Source organism: Methanoculleus frigidifontis (assembly GCF_030464345.1).
Lineage (GTDB): Archaea > Halobacteriota > Methanomicrobia > Methanomicrobiales > Methanoculleaceae > Methanoculleus_A > Methanoculleus_A frigidifontis.
Window position 1 is genome coordinate 283,303 of record NZ_VCYH01000002.1, and the last position, 18,922, is coordinate 302,224.

22 protein-coding genes and 2 pseudogenes are annotated in these 18,922 nt (G+C 63.0%); 15 read left to right on the forward strand and 9 right to left on the reverse strand.

All coding sequences use genetic code 11. The features are described 5' to 3' along the window. Nucleotides 1–48: 48 nt before the first annotated feature. Complete coding sequence (locus FGU65_RS04260; protein ID WP_301663171.1) at nucleotides 49–552, reverse strand: hypothetical protein; 504 nt, start codon at nucleotides 550–552, stop codon at nucleotides 49–51. 65 nt (nucleotides 553–617) lie between these two features. Beyond that, a complete protein-coding gene (locus FGU65_RS04265) occupies nucleotides 618–740 on the reverse strand; it encodes a hypothetical protein (protein ID WP_301663172.1) in 123 nt (40 codons plus the stop codon). Nucleotides 741–818: 78 nt separating this feature from the next. On the opposite strand from FGU65_RS04265, the gene FGU65_RS04270 reads away from it, so the two are divergent. The 13 genes from FGU65_RS04270 to FGU65_RS04330 all read left to right on the forward strand — a co-directional run bounded on the left by FGU65_RS04270 (nucleotide 819) and on the right by FGU65_RS04330 (nucleotide 9,933). Further along, nucleotides 819–1,064, forward strand: a complete 246-nt coding sequence (locus FGU65_RS04270; protein ID WP_301663173.1) for a hypothetical protein — start codon at nucleotides 819–821, stop codon at nucleotides 1,062–1,064. A 309-nt stretch (nucleotides 1,065–1,373) separates the two neighbouring features. Continuing rightward, nucleotides 1,374–1,607, forward strand: a complete 234-nt coding sequence (locus FGU65_RS04275) for a dodecin family protein (protein WP_301663174.1) — start codon at nucleotides 1,374–1,376, stop codon at nucleotides 1,605–1,607. Between the two features lie 432 nt (nucleotides 1,608–2,039). Further along, a complete protein-coding gene (locus FGU65_RS04280; protein ID WP_301663175.1) occupies nucleotides 2,040–2,336 on the forward strand; it encodes a hypothetical protein in 297 nt (98 codons plus the stop codon). Between the two features lie 451 nt (nucleotides 2,337–2,787). Next, a complete protein-coding gene (locus tag FGU65_RS04285) occupies nucleotides 2,788–3,279 on the forward strand; it encodes a Na+/H+ antiporter subunit E (RefSeq protein ID WP_301663176.1) in 492 nt (163 codons plus the stop codon). Next, on the forward strand, nucleotides 3,276–3,539 hold the full coding sequence (locus tag FGU65_RS04290; protein ID WP_301663177.1) for a monovalent cation/H+ antiporter complex subunit F: 264 nt from the start codon (nucleotides 3,276–3,278) through the stop codon (nucleotides 3,537–3,539). Before FGU65_RS04285 ends, FGU65_RS04290 begins: the two co-directional genes overlap by 4 nt. After that, nucleotides 3,539–3,856: a monovalent cation/H(+) antiporter subunit G gene (mnhG, locus tag FGU65_RS04295; protein ID WP_301663178.1), complete on the forward strand. Its 318-nt coding sequence runs from the start codon at nucleotides 3,539–3,541 to the stop codon at nucleotides 3,854–3,856. The genes FGU65_RS04290 and mnhG overlap by 1 nt, the downstream gene beginning before the upstream one ends. After that, nucleotides 3,853–4,098 (forward strand): hydrogenase subunit MbhD domain-containing protein, encoded by a 246-nt coding sequence (locus FGU65_RS04300; RefSeq protein WP_301663179.1) that lies wholly within the window; start codon nucleotides 3,853–3,855, stop codon nucleotides 4,096–4,098. The genes mnhG and FGU65_RS04300 overlap by 4 nt, the downstream gene beginning before the upstream one ends. Beyond that, nucleotides 4,095–4,370, forward strand: a complete 276-nt coding sequence (mbhE, locus tag FGU65_RS04305) for a hydrogen gas-evolving membrane-bound hydrogenase subunit E (protein ID WP_301663180.1) — start codon at nucleotides 4,095–4,097, stop codon at nucleotides 4,368–4,370. Before FGU65_RS04300 ends, mbhE begins: the two co-directional genes overlap by 4 nt. Further along, nucleotides 4,367–4,795, forward strand: a complete 429-nt coding sequence (locus FGU65_RS04310; protein ID WP_301663181.1) for a Na(+)/H(+) antiporter subunit B — start codon at nucleotides 4,367–4,369, stop codon at nucleotides 4,793–4,795. Before mbhE ends, FGU65_RS04310 begins: the two co-directional genes overlap by 4 nt. Next, on the forward strand, nucleotides 4,792–5,169 hold the full coding sequence (locus tag FGU65_RS04315; RefSeq protein WP_301663182.1) for a cation:proton antiporter subunit C: 378 nt from the start codon (nucleotides 4,792–4,794) through the stop codon (nucleotides 5,167–5,169). Before FGU65_RS04310 ends, FGU65_RS04315 begins: the two co-directional genes overlap by 4 nt. Continuing rightward, a complete protein-coding gene (locus FGU65_RS04320; protein ID WP_301663183.1) occupies nucleotides 5,151–6,662 on the forward strand; it encodes a monovalent cation/H+ antiporter subunit D family protein in 1,512 nt (503 codons plus the stop codon). Before FGU65_RS04315 ends, FGU65_RS04320 begins: the two co-directional genes overlap by 19 nt. 1 nt (nucleotide 6,663) lies before the next feature. Next, entirely contained in the window at nucleotides 6,664–8,142 is a 1,479-nt protein-coding gene (locus tag FGU65_RS04325) for a monovalent cation/H+ antiporter subunit D family protein (protein ID WP_301663184.1), read from the forward strand. Continuing rightward, entirely contained in the window at nucleotides 8,143–9,933 is a 1,791-nt protein-coding gene (locus FGU65_RS04330; RefSeq protein WP_301663185.1) for a Na(+)/H(+) antiporter subunit D, read from the forward strand. It begins immediately after the preceding gene. A gap of 75 nt (nucleotides 9,934–10,008) precedes the next feature. Here the strand turns inward: FGU65_RS04330 and FGU65_RS04335 are convergent, their stop codons facing one another. The 3 genes and pseudogenes from FGU65_RS04335 to FGU65_RS15880 all read right to left on the reverse strand — a co-directional run. Next, nucleotides 10,009–10,335 (reverse strand): carbonic anhydrase, encoded by a 327-nt coding sequence (locus tag FGU65_RS04335; protein WP_301663186.1) that lies wholly within the window; start codon nucleotides 10,333–10,335, stop codon nucleotides 10,009–10,011. A gap of 13 nt (nucleotides 10,336–10,348) precedes the next feature. Beyond that, nucleotides 10,349–10,585 (reverse strand): annotated as a pseudogene (locus FGU65_RS16000) (NAD(P)H-dependent oxidoreductase); the annotation flags it as partial. Next, nucleotides 10,518–10,841, reverse strand: a pseudogene (locus tag FGU65_RS15880) (rubredoxin-like domain-containing protein); the annotation flags it as partial. The pseudogenes FGU65_RS15880 and FGU65_RS16000, both read right to left, overlap by 68 nt. Before the next feature lie 105 nt (nucleotides 10,842–10,946). Here FGU65_RS15880 and recQ point away from each other — a divergent pair. Both recQ and FGU65_RS04345 read left to right on the forward strand, forming a co-directional pair. Beyond that, complete coding sequence (gene recQ / locus FGU65_RS04340; protein WP_301663187.1) at nucleotides 10,947–13,169, forward strand: DNA helicase RecQ; 2,223 nt, start codon at nucleotides 10,947–10,949, stop codon at nucleotides 13,167–13,169. A 130-nt stretch (nucleotides 13,170–13,299) separates the two neighbouring features. Next, entirely contained in the window at nucleotides 13,300–13,704 is a 405-nt protein-coding gene (locus FGU65_RS04345; protein WP_301663188.1) for a hypothetical protein, read from the forward strand. Nucleotides 13,705–13,926: 222 nt separating this feature from the next. Here FGU65_RS04345 and FGU65_RS04350 read toward each other — a convergent pair whose 3' ends face one another. The 4 genes from FGU65_RS04350 to FGU65_RS04365 all read right to left on the reverse strand — a co-directional run bounded on the left by FGU65_RS04350 (nucleotide 13,927) and on the right by FGU65_RS04365 (nucleotide 18,846). Further along, nucleotides 13,927–16,791, reverse strand: coding sequence for an MTBMA_p00010-related P-loop-containing protein (locus tag FGU65_RS04350; protein ID WP_301663189.1), 2,865 nt, complete (start codon nucleotides 16,789–16,791; stop codon nucleotides 13,927–13,929). Then, a complete protein-coding gene (locus FGU65_RS04355) occupies nucleotides 16,781–17,125 on the reverse strand; it encodes a hypothetical protein (protein WP_301663190.1) in 345 nt (114 codons plus the stop codon). The genes FGU65_RS04350 and FGU65_RS04355 overlap by 11 nt, the downstream gene beginning before the upstream one ends. Then, a complete protein-coding gene (locus tag FGU65_RS04360) occupies nucleotides 17,118–17,288 on the reverse strand; it encodes a hypothetical protein (RefSeq protein WP_301663191.1) in 171 nt (56 codons plus the stop codon). Before FGU65_RS04360 ends, FGU65_RS04355 begins: the two co-directional genes overlap by 8 nt. 412 nt (nucleotides 17,289–17,700) lie before the next feature. Next, complete coding sequence (locus tag FGU65_RS04365) at nucleotides 17,701–18,846, reverse strand: ORC1-type DNA replication protein (protein ID WP_301663192.1); 1,146 nt, start codon at nucleotides 18,844–18,846, stop codon at nucleotides 17,701–17,703. Nucleotides 18,847–18,922: the final 76 nt, after the last annotated feature.

The following is an 18,922-nucleotide window of genomic DNA, read 5'->3' on the forward strand; positions in this document are numbered from 1 at the left end:
AGCGTGGGTGCATCCGTTCAGGACGGAAAGAGAGGGATATTCCCTCCCTCACGCCAGGGTCGGCACGGTGTCCGCCCAGGTCTCGACCGTGGTGCGGATGGTGTCGCTCTGGTAGCTCGTGATCCGGACTGCATCGCGGGAGAACGTGACGTAGTAGATCTCCCCGGACGGGTCGTGGCACTTGAGCTGGCACGAGTAGGTGTCGCCCGCTGCGTCGCGAACGGCATCTCCACCCATCGCGGCCTCGAGCGCTGCGTTGCCCATCAGCTCGGTTGCCGCGGCACCGAACGCGGCGACGCTCGGCGCCCGTGCGGAGATCCGGCCGACGGTCTTGGCCGCGATGTCCTCGTAGATCACCTTCGCGGTGTAGGACTCGCGGTTCCGGCTGACGCCGTCATACGTGACGCCGCCCTCCACGTAGTCCACGCACCCAAAGGGGTTGTCAGAGAGCACCGACGCGATGAGTGCATCGAAGGTGCTGATGTCGGCGATCGGAGCGGTGAGTTCCCGGACCGCCGTCTTGGTGTTGTTGGTCTCGACAAAGTCTGCCATTGGTCTGCTCCTGCCTGCCGAGTCCCGGGATGACAGACAATCTAAAGATATTACCCTGAAGGATATTAATCTGCCTTGACCGGGCGGGCCTGGACGGCGATCCCGGGCCACCGGAGCAGGCGATCGAAGCCTTCCGGCGCCGATCGCATCGCCGAAAGGGTGCCGGCAGGGTGGGCGCGGAGCGGCATCCTGCCGCGCACAGAGATTACTTCAAGTAATACTTATCCCCCGCCGGCGCCTATGCACTCTCACGGAGGAGTGCGTACATGCCGGAGGAGAAGACGACCCGGGAGATGGTCTACGAGATCAGCAGGGACGTGAAGTGGATCTGCACGACGCTGCAGCGGATGGAGAAGACGCACGAGGACTTCGAGGCCCGGCTCCGCGGCCTCGAGGGCTGGCGGCAGACGAAGACCGGCGAGGAGCGGCGGACGTGCCGGATCGGCGCCGGCGCCGGCGGCCTCGTGGGCGGGGTCGTGGCGGTGCTGGTCCGGGTGCTCGGCGGGTGGTAGGGCGGCGGTTACGCGCACCGAACATCAGCTGTTCCGAACGCCGGAAAACAAAGGGATGCGTATGCCCGGCCCTGACCGCTTCAGGTAACGATCCTCCTCGTACAGAGCGTGCATTTCTTAGCACCCTCCCCATCTCCCTCCGTGCCTTGCACTGACTTCACCCAACAGCCCAACGGCGTGCGGCATGGTTACTCGCCACGTGCAAGCGCTGTCATGAGACAAGCCGACCCGGCATGCACCGGATACGCGTGCAGGGTATGCGAAAGCCTCATATGCGAGGGGGAAAGTAAGAGGGGGCTGGAGGAATGCATGAATATGGCAGCACTGGGTAAGCCCTCCGTGGCCAAAGTCATTGAATTGATCGGTGCTTCTCCGAACGGGTGGGAGGATGCCGCGGCCAATGCCGTGAAGGAAGCCGCGAAAACCATCAAACAGATCAAGGGAGTCTATCTGAAGGAATGCACCGCGAAGGTTGAAGGCGACAGAATTGTGGAATATCGTGCCACCGTAAAAGTGACGTTTGTCGTGGAACGGGAGAGTTGACCCTTTCCCATCGTTCTTTTCGGGAGCCTTTTTCGAGGTGCCGATGCCAGGTCGGTGAAGATTGATGAAAACTCCTCATCGACTTCTTTAACACCTCTAACGTCCTCCCGGATCGAGGAGATCGGAGACTCCGATATGAGGTTGCATTCCCGGTATCTACCGGAGGAGTGTATCCGGTATACGACCTCCGAGTCGGTCAGGGTCGTGCAGAAGGCCTCGCCGGAGGGCGGGGCGACAGACCGGTGACGGCCGCAGAAGCGATCCGTGCAGGAGCCGGTGAGCAAACCATTATCCCGGACGCCGCCGATCTCCTGGATGGAGCGTGCCGGATGCAGCTGACCGTCATCGCCGGGTTCGGTGTCGGCGATATCGACACCTCCGAGATCAGACCGGCAGTCCTGGAGATAGCGGTCGACCCGGAGCGAGGCCGCGTTGTGGGACGAGATCCTCCTCGGCCACGCGATCAGGGGGGACTTCCGCTGCACCGCAGAACCGATCCTCGATCGATTCCGGATCGCCGTCGGCCAGTACAGCGACCTTGACCGCCTCGAGGAGGCGCTCGCGGAGATCGCGGAGCGGGAGTACGATGCGGCGGGATGCAACGCCGTCGATGTCTATACTGTGCGGGATCTCGTCAGGGGACCGCGGCAGCAGCGGGAGGAGGCGGTCACGAGAAAGGAGACCGACACGATCGAGGACGAGATCGCGACGGGGATCTACGGCGAGTAGTAACGAGAACGCTCATGAGTCCACCCAGGAAGCGACGCCTCATAGTACTCATCCAGGTGAGTACGAATCAGGGTTAGGAACTTCACCAACCGCAAAACGGAACGCACACTTCCGGAAGGGAATGGCGAAATGGCCGGGAGGCCGACCTTCCGATGCACGGGCATTCCATTTTACCCGCCACGCCCAGGCGGTTCCAACCGGACGCTCTTTGAGAGCATGAGCAGAAACGCTCTGAAAAAGAACTTCCCAACTGAGCTGATCTCGTGATACGTCCGCTGAATGAACGCCACGGCATCCGTGGCCAGGCCCCTCCTTTTGCCAGATCCGGGCCTGATTCAGGGTCAATTCACTCTTACAGAACGCTCGTTACGCTACCGGGAACTGCTGCCGGAGGGCAATTTTGATAAGACGGGTAGGACAAAAGTAGCAGAGAGAGATGAGGTACAGTTCGATGACGGGAGACGGAACGCTTGTAAAAATAATTGCGACGTTTGGCATCCTCTTCGCCTTCTGGGCGATGCTATCGACCTATTTTGACGCGTTTCACCTGATAGGAGGGGTTATCTGCTCGGCGATCGTCGCAGTGCTCTCGCACGATCTGCTCATACCCGGGCGCAGGGCGGGCGTGATCAGGAAGACGGGACGATTTATCTTCTGGTATGTTCCCTGGCTCCTGGTGGAGATATTCCACGCGGGCTTTGATGTGGCATACCGGGTGCTCCACCCGTCGATGCCGATCGCTCCGTCGATCATCTCATTCGATACCGGCCTTTCAGGCGATGTGTCACGTACCGTCCTTGCAAACTCGATGACGCTGACCCCCGGGACACTAACGGTAGATGTGGAAGGAGGGGTGTATATCGTGCACTCGCTCTGCCCGACATTCTCCAGAGATGCAACGATGCAGAAGAAGGTAGCGGCGGTCTTTGAGGAGAAGGAATGATCGACGTCTTCACCATATCAGGGATCGTCCTGATATTCACGATATTTCTCTGCCTGTACCGGGTAGTAGCCGGTCCGGATTCCTGCAACCGGTTGATTGCAGTAAATGCGATCGGAACAAAGACGATTATCCTGCTCATCATCATCGGATATATCTACGAGCGGCCACTCTTCCTTGACATCTCCCTCGCGTATGCGATGATCAGCTTCACAGCAACGCTTGCAATGGCCAAATATCTTGAGAAAGGGTGTATCTGCTGATGAACCCTGTAATCGAGGTTCTGTTCTTCGTGCTGATCGCGCTCGGGCTGTTCTTTATGTTCATCGGACCGCTCGGGCTGATACGCATGCCCGACTTTTACACCCGGGCTCACGCATCAGGCAAATGCGATTCGCTCGGAGAGGGGCTGCTCCTGCTCGGGTTCATCCTCTACGAAGGGTTTACCTTCAACATGGTAAAGCTCGTCTTCCTGATCCTGTTCATCTACATACTCACCCCGACGGCCACCTACGCGATTGTCCGGGCCGCCTACGTTATTGGCCTCAAACCATGGAAGGTCGGAGATGAGCGGAGATGATCTGGGAATTTAACTTTGCCATGTTCCTCTTCCTCGTGATCTGCGCGATCGCGGCGATCACCGTGCGGAATCTCCTCTCTGCCGTGGTCATTTTTGCCGCATACTCCCTGATAATGGCGGTGCTCTGGGCGGAGATGAATGCGGTCGACGTCGCTTTTACGGAAGCCGCCGTCGGCGCGGGCATCACGACCGTGCTTTTTATTGCAGTGGTATCGCGAACAACACGGAGGTCAAAGGATTGAGGAAGTGGGCACTTTTTGCGGTGATCGTCGTCGGCGCCCTTCTCCTCTGGGCAGAAGGAGACATCCCGCCGTTCGGGGATCCCGATACTCCGGCAAACACCTACGTCGCGCAATACTACATTGAGAACGCGTACGAGGATGCCGATATGGCCAATATCGTCACCGTGATCCTCACCGACTACCGTAGCTACGATACGCTCGGCGAGGCGACCGTGATCTTTACCGCCGGAATGTCGCTGCTGCTGCTGCTTCGACGGGGTGGACGGCTGTGAAGGAAGACGTCGTCATACGGACGGTCACGCGCATGATCGTCCCCTTTATCCAGCTCTTCGGACTCTACGTGATTCTCCACGGAGCCTCCAGTGCAGGCGGCGGGTTCCAGGGCGGCGTGATATTCGCATCCGCGTTCATCCTGTACGGTATCGCGTTCGGAATCACCGAAGCCCGGAAGCGGATCTATGAAAAGATCACCACCGTCGCCGCCAGTCTCGGGGTGTATATCTTTGCCGGGATCGGCCTTCTCGCGATACTTTTTGGCGGAAATTTCCTCGGGTACTCTGCATTGCCGCTCCCGCTGCCCGGGCCTGAGATCCGGGGACTGATGGCAGAGTTCGTCGAGATCGGTATCGGCATAACCGTGATGGCAGTAATGACCTCAATATTCTACGATATGGCGTCAAAAGAGGAAGTGGAATGATCGAAGAGATAATCACCGCGATCTTTCTGCGGTACAACTACTACATGGCTGTAATCATTATGCTCGTCGGCCTGTATGCGATGATCGCAAAAAGCAACCTCATCAAGAAGATCATCGGGCTCAACATCTTCCAGACGGCCATATTCCTCTTCTATATCTCAACCGCCGATGTGGTCGGGGGCACCGCACCGATTCTCGTCCCCGGCACCGACGCCGTATATGTCAACCCCCTGCCCCACGTCCTCATCCTGACGGCCATCGTGGTTGCCGTGAGCACGACAGCAGTCGCCCTTGCGCTGGTGATACGGGTATATGAGTCCTATGGAACGATAGAAGAGGACGAGATCGTTGAGCAATGGCAGGAATCATCATGATCACAGAGCACTTCCCGATCCTTGTCATTGTCATAGCCCTGGTGGCAGCATACACCACGCTCCTTGCCGGGTGGGTCGACAGGAGATACTCTTTCCCGATTGCTCTGGGCACCATCGCGGTCCAGTTCGCCATCTCGCTCTACCTCCTGTGGGAAGTGGTGACGAACGGGACGATCCACTACAATCTCGGCAACTGGCTCCCGCCGTGGGGTATCGAGTACGTCGTCGACCGACTGAGCGCGTACGTGCTCGTCATACTGCTGCTGCTTTCGCTCCTCTGCTGTATCTACTCGAAGAGAAGCATCGCAAACGAGATCGAGGAGAAGAAGACCGTCGGTTTCTACGTGGTCTTCCTCCTGCTGGTCGCCGGCGTCTGCGGCATCGCCATAACCGGAGATATCTTCAACCTCTACGTCTTCCTCGAGATCTCCTCGATTGCGGCCTATACCCTCGTCGCGGCCGGGCGCGAGAGGCGCGGGTTCATGGCGAGCTTCAACTACCTGGTGATGGGTTCGGTCTCGGCAGGGTTCATCCTGCTCGGCATCGGACATCTCTACGTCGCCACCGGCACCCTGAACATGGCGGATCTCGCCCGCCTGCTGCCGCCGCTCTACGACTCGACCCTCATCCATACGGCCTTTGTCTTCTTCATCGTCGGATTATCCATCAAGACAGCGCTCTTCCCGCTGCACATGTGGCAGCCGGATGCGTATACCTACGCACCGTCGGTCGTGAGCGCCCTTCTATCCACGATCGTCGCGAAGATGGGCGTCTATGCGACCATACGGATCCTCTTCAGCGTCTTTACCGTCGGGTTCATCGTCGACTATCTCCCGATCATGGAGATCTTCGCCTGGGTCGCCGCAGTCGCCATTATTGCAGGATCCGTGCTCGCGATTGCGCAGTACGATATGAAGCGGATGCTTGCATACTCGAGCGTCAGCCAGATGGGCTACATCCTGCTCGGCATCGGGATCGCAAACAGCGTCGCGATGACCGGGGGCATCCTGCACATCCTGAACCATGCCGTCATGAAAGGATGCCTCTTCATGGTGGCCGGCGCAATCGTGTACCGGACGGGCGTTCGGAACATCGACGACTTCAAGGGAATTGCAAAGAAGATGCCGTATACCTCCGCCGCGTTCTTTATTGCCGCGGCGTCGATGATCGGCATACCGCCGACCGTCGGGTTCATGAGCAAATGGTATCTCGCGCTTGGAGCGCTGGACGCGGGCCAGTGGATCTTTGTGACGGTCATCCTTGCAAGCAGCCTGCTCTCCGCGGTATACTTCTGGAGGATCTTCGAGTACGCCTACTTCCGGGCCGAGGAGGGGCACGACCCGCATGCACCCGGAGCGGTCGACGATGCGCCTGCCAGCATGCTCGCCCCGATGCTCGTGCTTGCCGCTGCATGCGTGCTCTTCGGCCTCTTCGTCATCGTGCCGCTCTCGATCATCGAACCCGTGGTAATGACCCTGCTTGGAGGCGGATAGCATGGCGGCGATCCAGTCCTACGCCCCGGTGCTGGCTCTGGCCATACCGTTTGCAGCATCGCTCCTGATCCTGGCCTTCAGGAACCACGAGTTCATCCGCGAGAGCTGGACGGTCATCGCCTCGGTGGTGAACTTCGCGGTCGTGCTCTCCCTGCTGCCGCTCATCCTTGCAGGAAACACGGCCGAGTACGCGATCATGCAGCTCCTGCCCGGGCTTGAGGTGGCGCTCCGGGTCGACGCGTTCGGCCTGATCTTCGCCCTTACCTCGTCAAGCCTCTGGGTCGCGAACTCGTTCTACTCGATCGGGTACATGCGGGCGCTGAAAGAGCACGGGCTGACCCGGTACTTCTTCTGTTTCGCGGTCGCAATCGCGTCGGCGATGGGCATCGCGTTCTCGGCAAACCTCTGGACGATGTTTATCTTCTACGAGATCCTGACGCTCTCGACCTACCCGCTCGTCGTCCACAACGAGAACGAAGCGGCCCGGCAGGCAGGCAGGAAGTATATCGCCTACCTGCTTACGGCAGGGATCTTCTTCCTGTTCTCGCTCATTGTGACCTACGCCCTGACCGGCACCACCGCCTTTGAGCCCGGCGGCATCCTGGCCGGGCACGGGACCGCCCTCATGCAGCAGATCCTGTTTGTGACGTTCCTGGTCGGGTTTGCAAAGGCGGCGTGGATGCCGCTGCACTCCTGGCTCCCGAGCGCGATGGTCGCACCGACGCCGGTCAGCGCCCTCCTGCACGCGGTCGCGGTCGTGAAGGCAGGCGCGTTCGGCATCATCAGGATCGTCTGCTTCATCTTCGGGATCGACCTGATGGCGAATCTCGGCCTCGGGGTGCTGCTCGCCGTCATCGCCTCGATAACCATCATCGTCGCATCGATGTTCGCGCTTGCGCAGGACAACCTGAAGCGGAGGCTTGCCTACTCGACCATCGGGCAGCTCTCCTACATCCTGCTCGGGGTCGCCCTCTTAACGCCGCTCGGCATCACCGGGGCGATGATCCATATCCCCTTCCACGCGTTCATGAAGATCACGCTCTTCTTCTGCGCAGGCGCGATCATCGTCGCCGCAGGCATCGAGAATATCAGCGATATGAAGGGGCTTGCCCGGTCGATGCCGGTCACCATGACGGCGTTCGCCATAGGCGCGATCGCGGTGATCGGGCTTCCGCCCGCCTGCGGACTGATCAGCAAGTGGTACCTCGTGCTCGGCACGGTGCAGGCGCACGAGATCGCGCTGCTGCTGGTGCTCATCGGCAGCACGGTCTTAAACGTCGCCTACTTCTTCCCGATCCTCTATACGGCGTTCTTTGAAGAACCGGAAGGCGGCGCGAAAGGCATCCGGGAGGCGCCGATGATGATGCTCGCACCATTGGTCGCGACCGCGCTCATCTCGATTGCACTTGGCCTCTATCCGGACCTGCCGTTCCTGCGGCTCGCCGAGATGGCGGTCCAGAACCTCATGGGGGTTGTGTGAATGATCGGTATTCCCCCTGCCTTCATCTTTATCATAGGAGCGCTTCTCGTCCCCCTCGTCACGGGGCGTGCCCGGCCGCCGTACCTGGCCGCAGTCGGCCTCATCGGGCTTGCTGCAACGCTTCTCATCAGCCCGCAGACCTCATGGGTCGTCGGGCTCCTGCCCGAGTTCGATCTGGTGCTGCTGCACGCGGACGGCCTGAGCCTGCTTGCAGGCGGTGTATTCGCCTTTGCCGGCCTGCTTGCGCTCATCTATGCGGGCAGACTTCCCTCGACCGCCCACCATACGGCGGCGCTGCTCTACATGGGCGGGGCACTCGGGGTGGTCTTTGCCGGGGACTTCTTTACGGTATTCTTCTTCTGGGAGATCATGGCGATCGCCTCGCTCGTCCTGATCTGGTTCGGGGGATACCCGCGGTCGGCGGATGCAGGATTCCGGTATATCCTGCTTCACATCTTCGGGGGCAGCTGCCTGCTCGGCGGGATTGCGATCCAGTACGCCGCCACGGGATCGATCGCGGTCGGCCCGGTAGATGCGGGAGCAGGATACATGCTCATGCTGATCGGCATCGGGGTGAACGCAGCGTTCATCCCGCTCCATACCTGGGTGCCGGACGCGTACCCGGAGGCGACCATCTACGGGTCGGTCTTCCTCTCCATCTTCACGACAAAGGCAGCAATCTACCTCCTTGCCCGGACGTTCCCGGGACTGGAGGCGCTCGCGTACATGGGCGCGCTGATGGTCGTGTACGGCGCAGTCTTTGCGCTCTTCCAGAACGATATCCGGAGGATCCTCTCGTATTCCATCGTCAGTCAGGTGGGGTATATGGTCGCAGGAATCGGGATCGGCACCGCAATCGGTTTGAGCGCAGGCGCCGCCCATCTGGTCAACGACATCCTCTTTAAGGCGCTCCTCTTCATGGGCATGGGCGCGGTCATTCTCTCGACAGGGAAGAGCAACCTGACCGAACTCGGCGGGCTAGCGCGGAAGATGCCGATAACAGCGGCGTTCTGCATCATCGGCGCCGCCGCCGCCGCAGGGATCCCGGGCCTGAACGGGTTTGTCAGCAAGGGTATGGTCACCGAGGCGGCACACGCCGCCCACCTTGATCCGCTCTCCCTCGTCCTTGCGGGCAGCTCGCTGATCACGCTGGTCTACATGGCACGGCTCATCTACTACACGTTCTTCGCACGAAATGATGCGATATCGGCAGAAGAAGCGCCGTTTCCCATGCTCGCCGCCATGGGCGGAACCGCGGCGGCCTGTATCATCATCGGCGTCTTCCCGGGGCTGCTGCTTGCGGTTCTGCCATTTGCCGAGCACTACGATCCCTTCAGCCTCGGTCACCTGCTTGAGAGCGGGGCCGTCATCCTCGGGGCGGCCGTCCTCTTCGTCCTCGGGAGGCGGGCGCTCGCGCCGCGGACATGGGTGCTCTCCGACGTGGACATCCTGTACCGGCGGGCGGGCACCGGGTTTGTCTGGTTCTGCCAAACCCCCCTGCCGGGATTTGCCGATGCGATCGGCACCGTCCAGCAGGCGATCATCGACCGGCTCGCGTGGTTCACCCAGAACCCGGTCGACGCCACCAAACTCATCGGGGGCTGGATCGTCCTGCCGGTGGCAAAGGTATTCCTGCCCGAAGAATCGGTACGCGACTTTGAGGAGGACCTGATGAAAACGCAGGAGAAATACCCGGGCGATCCTGCACGGCTGCGGAGCACCGGGTACGGGATCTTTCTCGCCTCGCTCTTCTTCCTCTTCTACTTCGTCATCTTCTATTTGACGGTGTAGCGGGGGAGAAGCCCTTTCACCATTCTTTTCCCGTTCGCCGGGCAGAATAGACACCGGGTGGTCCGGGCTCCGGAACTATTCCGTCACCGGCACCAGTTTCCCGTCGAGCTTCGCCTCGATATCAAGCTGCATGAACGCAATGACGTTGTTCACAACGCCCTGTGTATGGCGGACGATCAGCTCGTCGTTCCGGAAGAACTCCCGGTCGGTACTGCTGTTGAACTGCGAACCGTGCGTCCGAAACGCGATCCCGAACGGGGCAAGTACGTAGCCGAGCTGCTGGAAGTTCAGCCAGACGTCCATGGCGGTCTTGATTGCACCGTCTTCGTGGCCGCAGATAAGAATTCCGGCAGCCTTTCCCTCGGTCAGTCCGGGTTTGTTGAGGTGGAAGAGGTTCTCCATGCACGTGGGTCCGGTCGAGAAAGACCTTGAGCCGGGCCGACATGCCGTTCCAGTTGATCGGGGATGCAACAATGACCGCCTTTGATGCGGCGAGCATCGCGCGGAACGCCGGCATATCGTCGTTCTTGTTTCTGCACGGGTAGACGCAGGACTCTGCCTGGACCGCGTAAAAATTCAGGAGACGGGCTGTGGCATACGGGGCAGCCTCCGGGCGGCTTTTCTCCCGTGAAGATAAAACCGCAGACGGCACATCTCCATGCAATCTTCTGATCCGAGTTCGTACTATCGTGTGGGATGCGTTCCCATCTCCCTGACAGACACGTGGTCATCCCGTATTGATTCCGGTAACCGAAATAGGTATGCCCGGTGCACCGGGTGTAAGACCCCGAAAGCCGCGGCTGGGCAGGGTATCGATCGTGCAAAAGGTTTGAATAGAACCTGCATATGGTACGGGGATAAACGGGTTTTTTGGAAAAACAATCTGGGGGAGCATCATTTCGCTGCATTGTGCCGGGCAGAGGACTACCCGATCCGCGTCTGCCCCTGAACACACCCCTCCCCTGGCCGATTCCAGAAAAGCCATATCGCCCTGCGTACAACCTCTCATCCGGATGGACTCTCTGCACGCAGCGCTCGAACAATACTACGGCTACTCCGCATTCTTACCCTACCAGGAAGAGATCGTCCGGGACATCCTCCGGAAGAGGGACGTTCTCGCCGTTCTGGCAACCGGCGGCGGCAAATCGCTCTGCTACCAGCTTCCGGCTCTCGTGGCGGGAGGGCTCACCGTCGTCGTCTCGCCCCTGATCTCCCTCATGAAAGACCAGGTCGACACCCTGGCGGCGCAGGGGGTCGCCGCAGCCACCCTGAACAGCTCGCTCCCCTACGAGGCGATGGTCCGGACACTCCGAGACCTTGAAGCCGGACGGGTCCGCCTGCTCTACGTATCCCCGGAAAAAGCGGTCCAACCCCGGTTCCTCGAGACCCTCCGCGAGCTCCGGGTAACGCTCTTTGCCATCGACGAGGCGCACTGCATCTCCGAGTGGGGGCACCAGTTCCGGCCGGAGTACCGCCGGCTGCGGGTCCTGAAGGAGGAGTTCCCAAAGATCCCCGTGATAGCCCTGACGGCGACCGCAATCCCCACGGTCCGGCAGGACATCCAGCGGCAGCTCGATCTTGCGGACCCGGCCGTGTACGTCGGGAGCTTTGACCGGCAGAACCTGCAGTACGCCGTCACCGGCAAAAAGGGCGGTTACGCCCGGCTCCTCGACTACCTGAAGAGCAACCCGGGCAGATCCGGGATCGTCTACTTCTCGAGCAGAAAGCGCACCGAAGAGGTCGCGGCGAAACTGCAGGAAGACGGCATCCGCGCCCTGCCCTACCACGCCGACCTGCCGGCCGCCTTCCGCGGCCGGGTGCAGGACCTCTTCATCCGGGACGAGATCGACGTGGTCTGCGCAACAAACGCCTTCGGCATGGGGATCGACAAACCCGACGTCCGGTTCGTCATCCACTACGACATGCCAAGGAGCCTGGAGGCCTACGCCCAGGAGAGCGGGCGTGCCGGCCGGGACGGCGAGGAGAGCGACTGCATCCTCTTCTACAGCCCGGGCGACCGGCAGAAGAACATGAAGATCCTCGAGACGGACGCTGTGACCGATCCCGAGTACCACCGGATCGCCCTGCAGAAACTCACCGCCATGGTGCAGTACTGCGAGACCACCCGGTGCCGCCGCCAGTACCTGCTGGACTACTTCGGCGAGGCGTTCGACGGCGTGCCGTGCAACTCCTGCGACGCCTGCCTGCTCCCGAACGAGTTCATCGACGGCCGGGAAGCGGCAGAAAAGATCGTGGCCTGCATCGCCGGGATGCCGGGATCGTTCGGCGTCCGGCAGATCGCGGACGTCCTTGCCGGCTCGCGGAGCAGCAGGGTGACGGCACGGGGCCACCAGGACCTGCCGGCGTACAACTCCGGGAGCGAGTACTCGAGCGAGCAGTGGAGCACGTTCATCCGGGAGCTCGTCGCGAACGGCTGCCTGGACCAGAGCCCGGGGCAGTACCCCGTCGTCACCCTGAACGAGCGGAGCCGGCGCATCCTCGCCGGGGACGAGAACGTGCGGCTTACCCGGCCGAAGGGGCAGCAGGCAGCGAGCCCGGTGCTGCAGGACCGGGATGCGGGGCAGCCGGACACCGCCCTCTTCGAGGACCTCCGAAGGCTCCGCAAGAGCCTCGCCGACGAGCAGGGCGTTCCGCCGTACGTCGTCTTCCCCGACAGGACGCTGAAAGAGATGGCCGGCCGCCGGCCGCAGACGCCGGAAGCGTTCGCGGCGCTCCCCGGCGTCGGGGCTGCGAAACTGGAGAAGTACGCCGGAACCTTCCTCGCTGCGATCCGGAACGCTTCCGGCGGAGAGCCCCTGCCGGACGGCGCCTGCGCCCCGGCAGCGCCGGGCCGCCCGGAGATCGACAATGTCCCGGACGAGGCCCTTCTCGAGGAGGCCTACGCGCTGCAGGAGCATATCCGAAAGCTGCGCGAAGAGATCCGCTCGGCCGACACGCTGCGGAGGGCGCTCCTCGAGCGGGCCAGGAGTGCGGGGGTCTCGGAGAACGAGGCCTACAGCGTGACGGCCAGCGTCAGCCGGAGCCGTCAGATCGTTCCCGAGCGGTTCTACGAGCGATATCCGGAGGTCTTCGTCCGGATAGCACACGTTCCGGTCGGTGCCGCCGAGGAGGCGATCGGGGAGGAGATTCCGGAGGAGTGTATCCGGTATACGACGTCCGAGTCGGTCAGGGTCGTGCGGAAGGCCTCGCCGGAGGACGGGGCGGCAGACCGGTGACGGCCGCAGAAGCGATCCGTGCAGGCACAGGGCGTCTGCACGCAGATACGTCCCTCCCGGACCTGCTGCAGGAGCCGGAGAGCAAACCATTATCCCGGACGCTGCCGATCTCCTGCATGGAGCGTGCCGGATGCAGCTGACCGTCATCGCCGGGTTCGGGGTGGGCGATATCGACACCTCCGAGATCAGACCGGCAGTCCTGGAGATAGCGGTAGACCCGGAGCGAGGCCGCGTCGTGGACGAGATCCTCCTCGGCCACGCGATCACGGGGAACTTCCGCTGCACCGCAGAGCCGACCCTCGATCGATTCCGGATCGCCGTCGGCCAGTACAGCGACCTTGACCGCCTCGAGCAGGCGCTCGCGGAGATCGCGGCGCTGGAATACGATGCGGCGGGATACAACGCCGTCGACAGCTATACTGTCCGGGACCTTGTCAGAGACCTGCGGCAGCAGCGGGAAGAGGCGGTCACGCGAAAGGAGACCGACACGATCGAGGACGAGATCGCGACGGGGATCTATGGTGGCGAGTACTGAGTGCCACTTGTATTCGTGTGAAGCGAATCGATCCTCACCCACCTTTTTCTCGCGCGTTCATCAATCCCAGTGCTGCCGTGAGCCAGTAAAACCCGAAGAGGAGCATCATATACGCATTCCGTGCACCGACGCATACACCACTCACAGCAGATTCCCCACAACACCGGCACCCAAACCCTGCTCGCCGCACCACCGCCGGCCCCTGCAGGGGATCGACCGCGTTCATCGCACCCCCTCCCTCGCGTTCCACTCCCGCACCAGCCGTGCGTAGCACCCCTGGCAGATATTCGCCTGCGCCTCGCGTGAGCGGTAGACTGCCTTTGCGCCGTCGCAGATCTCGCACCGGCCGAGCTCGACCTTCGTCCGCTCAAACGTCCGGTGATCGAGCAGCCCGGGCAGCGGCCGGATGCCGGTTGCAACACTGTTGTACAGGGTGTTGCAAACGGGGTTGTAAACGGGGTTGTAAACAGTTTTCGCGAGGAAAGTCTTCGATACGTCAGGGAATTCCAGATTCCTCGATACATTCTCATTTTCGGGTTTTTCGTTTGCAACCGATCCGAAAACGCACGGCGCCGGGGGTTCGTGCAGGCGATCCGGCTGGCCTTCCAGTGGAGTCGGATCGGGCGTGCCGTGCGATCCGGAAAACGTTGCAAACGATACAGAATCGTCGCGATCGATCTCTGCCGTATCTCCGCCGTTTTCAGAATCCTCCCCGGACTGCCGCGAACACGCACCCGCGATCTCTTTACAACCCTGTTTACAACCCTGTTTACAACCCTGTTTGCAACCATCAGTACAACCACCGTCCGGCGGCGGCGGGGAGTCCTCGTCCCCCGCGTCCGTATCCCCGTCCTCCAGCCAGACCGTGAGCTCTGCCACCCATTCCCGGTAGCGCTCGACGTCGAACTGGAAGTGGTGCTCGTGCCAGCGAACGGTCGTCCCGGTGCTCTCGTCGATCACCGTCGCGTCCACCACACTGACGACCGGGCACTTCTCCAGGAGGCCGCAGTAGACCGTGCCCTTCGCGGTGTAGCCCTGCAGGATCCGCCGCGTCCGGTGGTAGGGCAGCCCGAGCGCCTGCTGCAGCATCCGGACCGTGAACGTCGCCCAGCCCATCCGGGCGATCGTCGCGAGGGCCGCCGCTTCGTTCCGGGTCAGCTTCAAATCCTGCCCGCCCCCCTCACCGTTGATCGCACTGTAGAGCCTGGCCGCCGCGTCGAAGTCCTGCCGGGTCGCCTCGATCCGGACCTCGCCGCCGGCCTCCCGCCGTTCGCGCTGCAGGAACCGCAGCGCCGCATGGCACTTGATCAGGTCGAAGAGCATCGCCGGGTTTCTGCGGTTTTCGACGCTGGAAAACTGGATCCGCCGGGCGAACGGGATCCGGACGAAGATCCGGTGCCGTTTCACGACCGCCCAGAGCGCCCGGGCGGTCAGGACGTCCGGATCGTCGCCCTCCGGCTGCTCGCCCGCTTCCACGCGCTTGAGGTGCTCGAGTACCGCCGCATCCTGCTCGGCCGAGTCGTCGATCCAGACCGTCAGCATCCGGTTCATCACCTGGTCGTCGCCCGGGTTCTCGACCTTCGCGAGCCACCAGACGCACCGCTCCGGTATCGAACAGACCCGGAGCTGCCGGTCCGCCGTGACCGTCCGGTGCTCGATCGGTTCGTGGAAGGACGAGGTCGCTGCTTTCAGGACCTCCTGCAGGTCGTCCGAGAGGGCGGTGTCGTCGAAGAGGATCACCGTCCCGGGCCGGAGATCGTCGGCGTAGTAGAGCGCTTTGTTCGAGACGGTGCCCTTCAGCCGGTAGTCCTCAGGGACGAGGTCGAGCATCGTCGTGCAGGCGTGGGACTTGCCTTTGCCGGAGTTCCCGGAGATGGTGACATGCAGCCCCTTCGTGTTCTCGATGCTCTGCGAGGCGACCGACATCGCCAGGCACTCCGCGACGACCCGGTCGCCGACGTGGGTTTTGTTGAAGGTATCGAGCAGGAATCCGAGCGGGTCGCCTTCTTTCAGGATCGCCATCGCCCGGCGACGGTGCTCGTCATCCGGTGGAGGAGGGGCGGGTCGCTCCTCCTTCGTCTCCGGCCGCTGCACCCGTTTCTCCCGGGGCCGGTAGCGGCCCCGCAGTTCCGGCCAGCGCTGCGCCCCGGCGCCGCAGCTCGTGTGGTGGCAGCCGGCGAAGATCGCGCCGTTCGCGAACTGGATCGCAAACGCCCCGTCCTTGTGCGCCGGGGAGAACGGGCAGTCCTCGAGGACGTAGAGCGTGCCGCCGCGGTAGGGCTTTGCCGACCGGACGGCGATCCCGTTGTCGCAGAGCCAGGCGGCGAGGTCAATGGCTCCGCCGGTCCGCTTCGGCGCCGGCTCTTCGGTCGGGAGCAGCCCGGCGAGGTGCCGGAGCAGTTCCACCGGAACGATGCCCACGTCCTCCGGCACGGAGAGGAGGTCTGCCCGCCGGTGCGGCCGCTCAGGCGTGTTGTCGCCCTTCCGCGAGACGGTGCCGTAGAGTTTCCAGATCCGGGCGGCGTTGTAGTTCGCGGTGTCGACGGTGACCTTTTCGTTCGAGAAGAGGGCGTCGAGGACGGCGAGACACCCTTTGACGAGGTCCGTCGCCGCGGTATCGTTCGGAAGATCGATCCGGTAGAGGAGGTGGGCGCCGTTGCCCGAGTCGGCGATGATCGGCGCCGGGAAGCCCTGCTCTGCGAGCCAGGCGGCGATCAGGCCTGCCGTCTCGAGAGCGAGGTTGTGCTCGGCGTCGGTCGAGGAGACGCCGCTCGGCCGGACCGGGTCGATGTCGACCGGCAGCCAGCGGCGGCGGAGGATGTCGGCATCGGCGGTCGTCGCGTCTTTCCGGGAGAGCCGCATCTTGATCCGGTTCGCCCGGCGGGCGAGGAGCGCACCGTTGACGGGGTTGAGCGTCACATAGATCCCGGCGACCGAGGGGTCGGCGTCGAGGACTTCAGCTCTGCCGGCGAGCTCGGCAGGGTCGTCGAAGTAGCCGGAGTGGACGCCGGCGTCCCCGAGCACCCGTACCTCGACGACGCCGTCCGGGGCGAGCAGGGCCGCCGCCCGGAGGATATTATCCTGCATAGCATCCCTCCTGCAGAAGGGGGAAGAGGGGGGCGCTTGCGGCCTCCCCGCGGGCCACCCGCTGGAAACTGACCAGCGGGATGACGTAGGAGCCGGCGCGGGTGTGGAGCGCCACCGCCCTGCCGCCGCCGGTCACCGCAGCGTGCCCCTCGATCGTCGTCCTGCCCATCGGCGCACTGCCGTCCCGCACGACCCGGACCTGCAGGACCGGCGCCGCCCGGCCGGAGAAGAGCAGCGCCTGTGCGTCCCCGGGATCGATCCGGTAGTGCTCGGCGTCGACCATGACGTGCAGGGTGCCGCCGCTGCCGTAGGCGAGCGTCCCCGGTTCAGTCACCGGCCTTCGCCCCCTGCCGGGTGATGGTGGTGACGGTATAGTAGTGGCCGGCGGCGGCGACGACGTGGATCTCCCGGACCGCCCTGCCGTGCCTGCCGACTGCGGCCGCCACCACCTGCGCAATGAGGTAGAGCGGGACCGTCTTCAATCTCTCATCGCTCATCGCGGGCACGCTCCGGGGGCGGACACGCTTATATCGTTGCAGTCCCGAGTATCATTGGCGGTCTGGTGCATCCCGGTGCTGGAAACATTCGGTTGTGCCCGGCTGCCGCCGCAGAGTATTCTGTGGTCTCTTCTCGATCCGGCCGGGACGCAGGCGCCCCGGGGTTGGTTTTTCGGTTTTGGTTTCATGCGTTGCCTCTCTGCTGCTTGTCGCGGTGCACCGGCTCTCCCGGAGGAAGACGCAGCCGGAGCATCGCTTGATGCAGCGTGGGGACAGACGGCTTAAAAAGGTGCGGGGATGGTGGTGAGCGTGCGGCGAGGCGTTATTTAACCGTTGCTTGACCGCACAAGAGGGATATCCACGGAGATGCGCCAAACCGGGGATCGCGGGCGAAAATGAGGGGTTCGCCGGTTCAGGTACGGCCCGGCCGGCCGCAGGCGGCGAGCACCTGCTCGGGGTCGTAGCGGAGCAGGATCTCCCGCGTCCGCCCCCTGCCGGTCCGGAGCAGCAGGTCGACGATCCCCGCCTCCTCGAGCCGTTTTAACCGGGCGTTGTAGGTCGTCTTCCCGATCGGGGCGTACTCCTGCGCGGCTTCGTAGACCGCTCCCGACGTCACCTCAGCACCGCCGTCCCGTGCGGCTTCGGCGATGCGGGAGAGGAGGGCACGTTCGCTCTCGCTGAGGTTCGCGGCCCGGGTCTGCAGGGCGGGCGCGATGATCGACCGGGAGGCCTCCGTCACGTCGTTTCGGGTGACTGTCCGGCGGCCGTCCGCCTCCGCCCGCACGGCCGCCTTCCGGACGAGGTCGATCCCGACCCGGACGTCCTCCTCCTCTGCGGCGATATCCGTGATGAGGGCGAGGGCCGCCCTCGGCACCACGTTCGGGTAGAGGCCCTGCCGGATGCGGGCGGCGAGGATCTCGCGGATCTCCGTCTTGGTGTACGGCGGGAAGAAGACCTCGGCCGGGTGGAAGACCGACCGGACGCGGACGTCGACTGCGGCGTAGAGGTTCAGGGCAAGGTCGCTCGAGACCGCGAAGACCCCGGCTCTGCGGACGTCCCACTTCTCGGAGAGGCGGAGGAGCCGGTAGAGGAGGTCGTTGAGGTGCCCCGACTCGTGCAGGTAGTTGGCGTCGTCCAGGCAGACGAGGAGCGCGGCGTTCCGGTCGCGGAGCCGCCGGACGATGCTGCCGAGGACGTCGTCGACGTGCGTGCCGGTCGACGGCGGGGCGTAGCCGACGAGTTTTTCGAAGATGCACCGGAAGACGGCGAGCGGTGTGCGGTCCTGCTGGCAGTTCACGTAGACCGGGACGATCGTCTGCGTCGCCTCTTCTATCTCGGAAAAGAGCCGGAGGACGGTGGTGGTCTTGCCGGTGCCGGGAGGGCCGCGGAGGATCGCGCTCTCCGGGCTGCCGCCCCGGACGGCCTGCCGGGCGAGGAGGGCGAGTTCGCGGCTCTGGGCGTCGCGGTGGTGGAGCTGATCGGGGACGTAGGCGAACTCGAAGACCTCGCGGTCGCGAAAGAGCGTCTGGTCGTAGCGGAGGGTGTCTCTCTGTCTCATAGGTAAGCGGTCAGGAGACGGGGTTATTTAACATCGCGGCGGGGGCGGCGAAAGTAAACGAGTGGTTGGAATTACT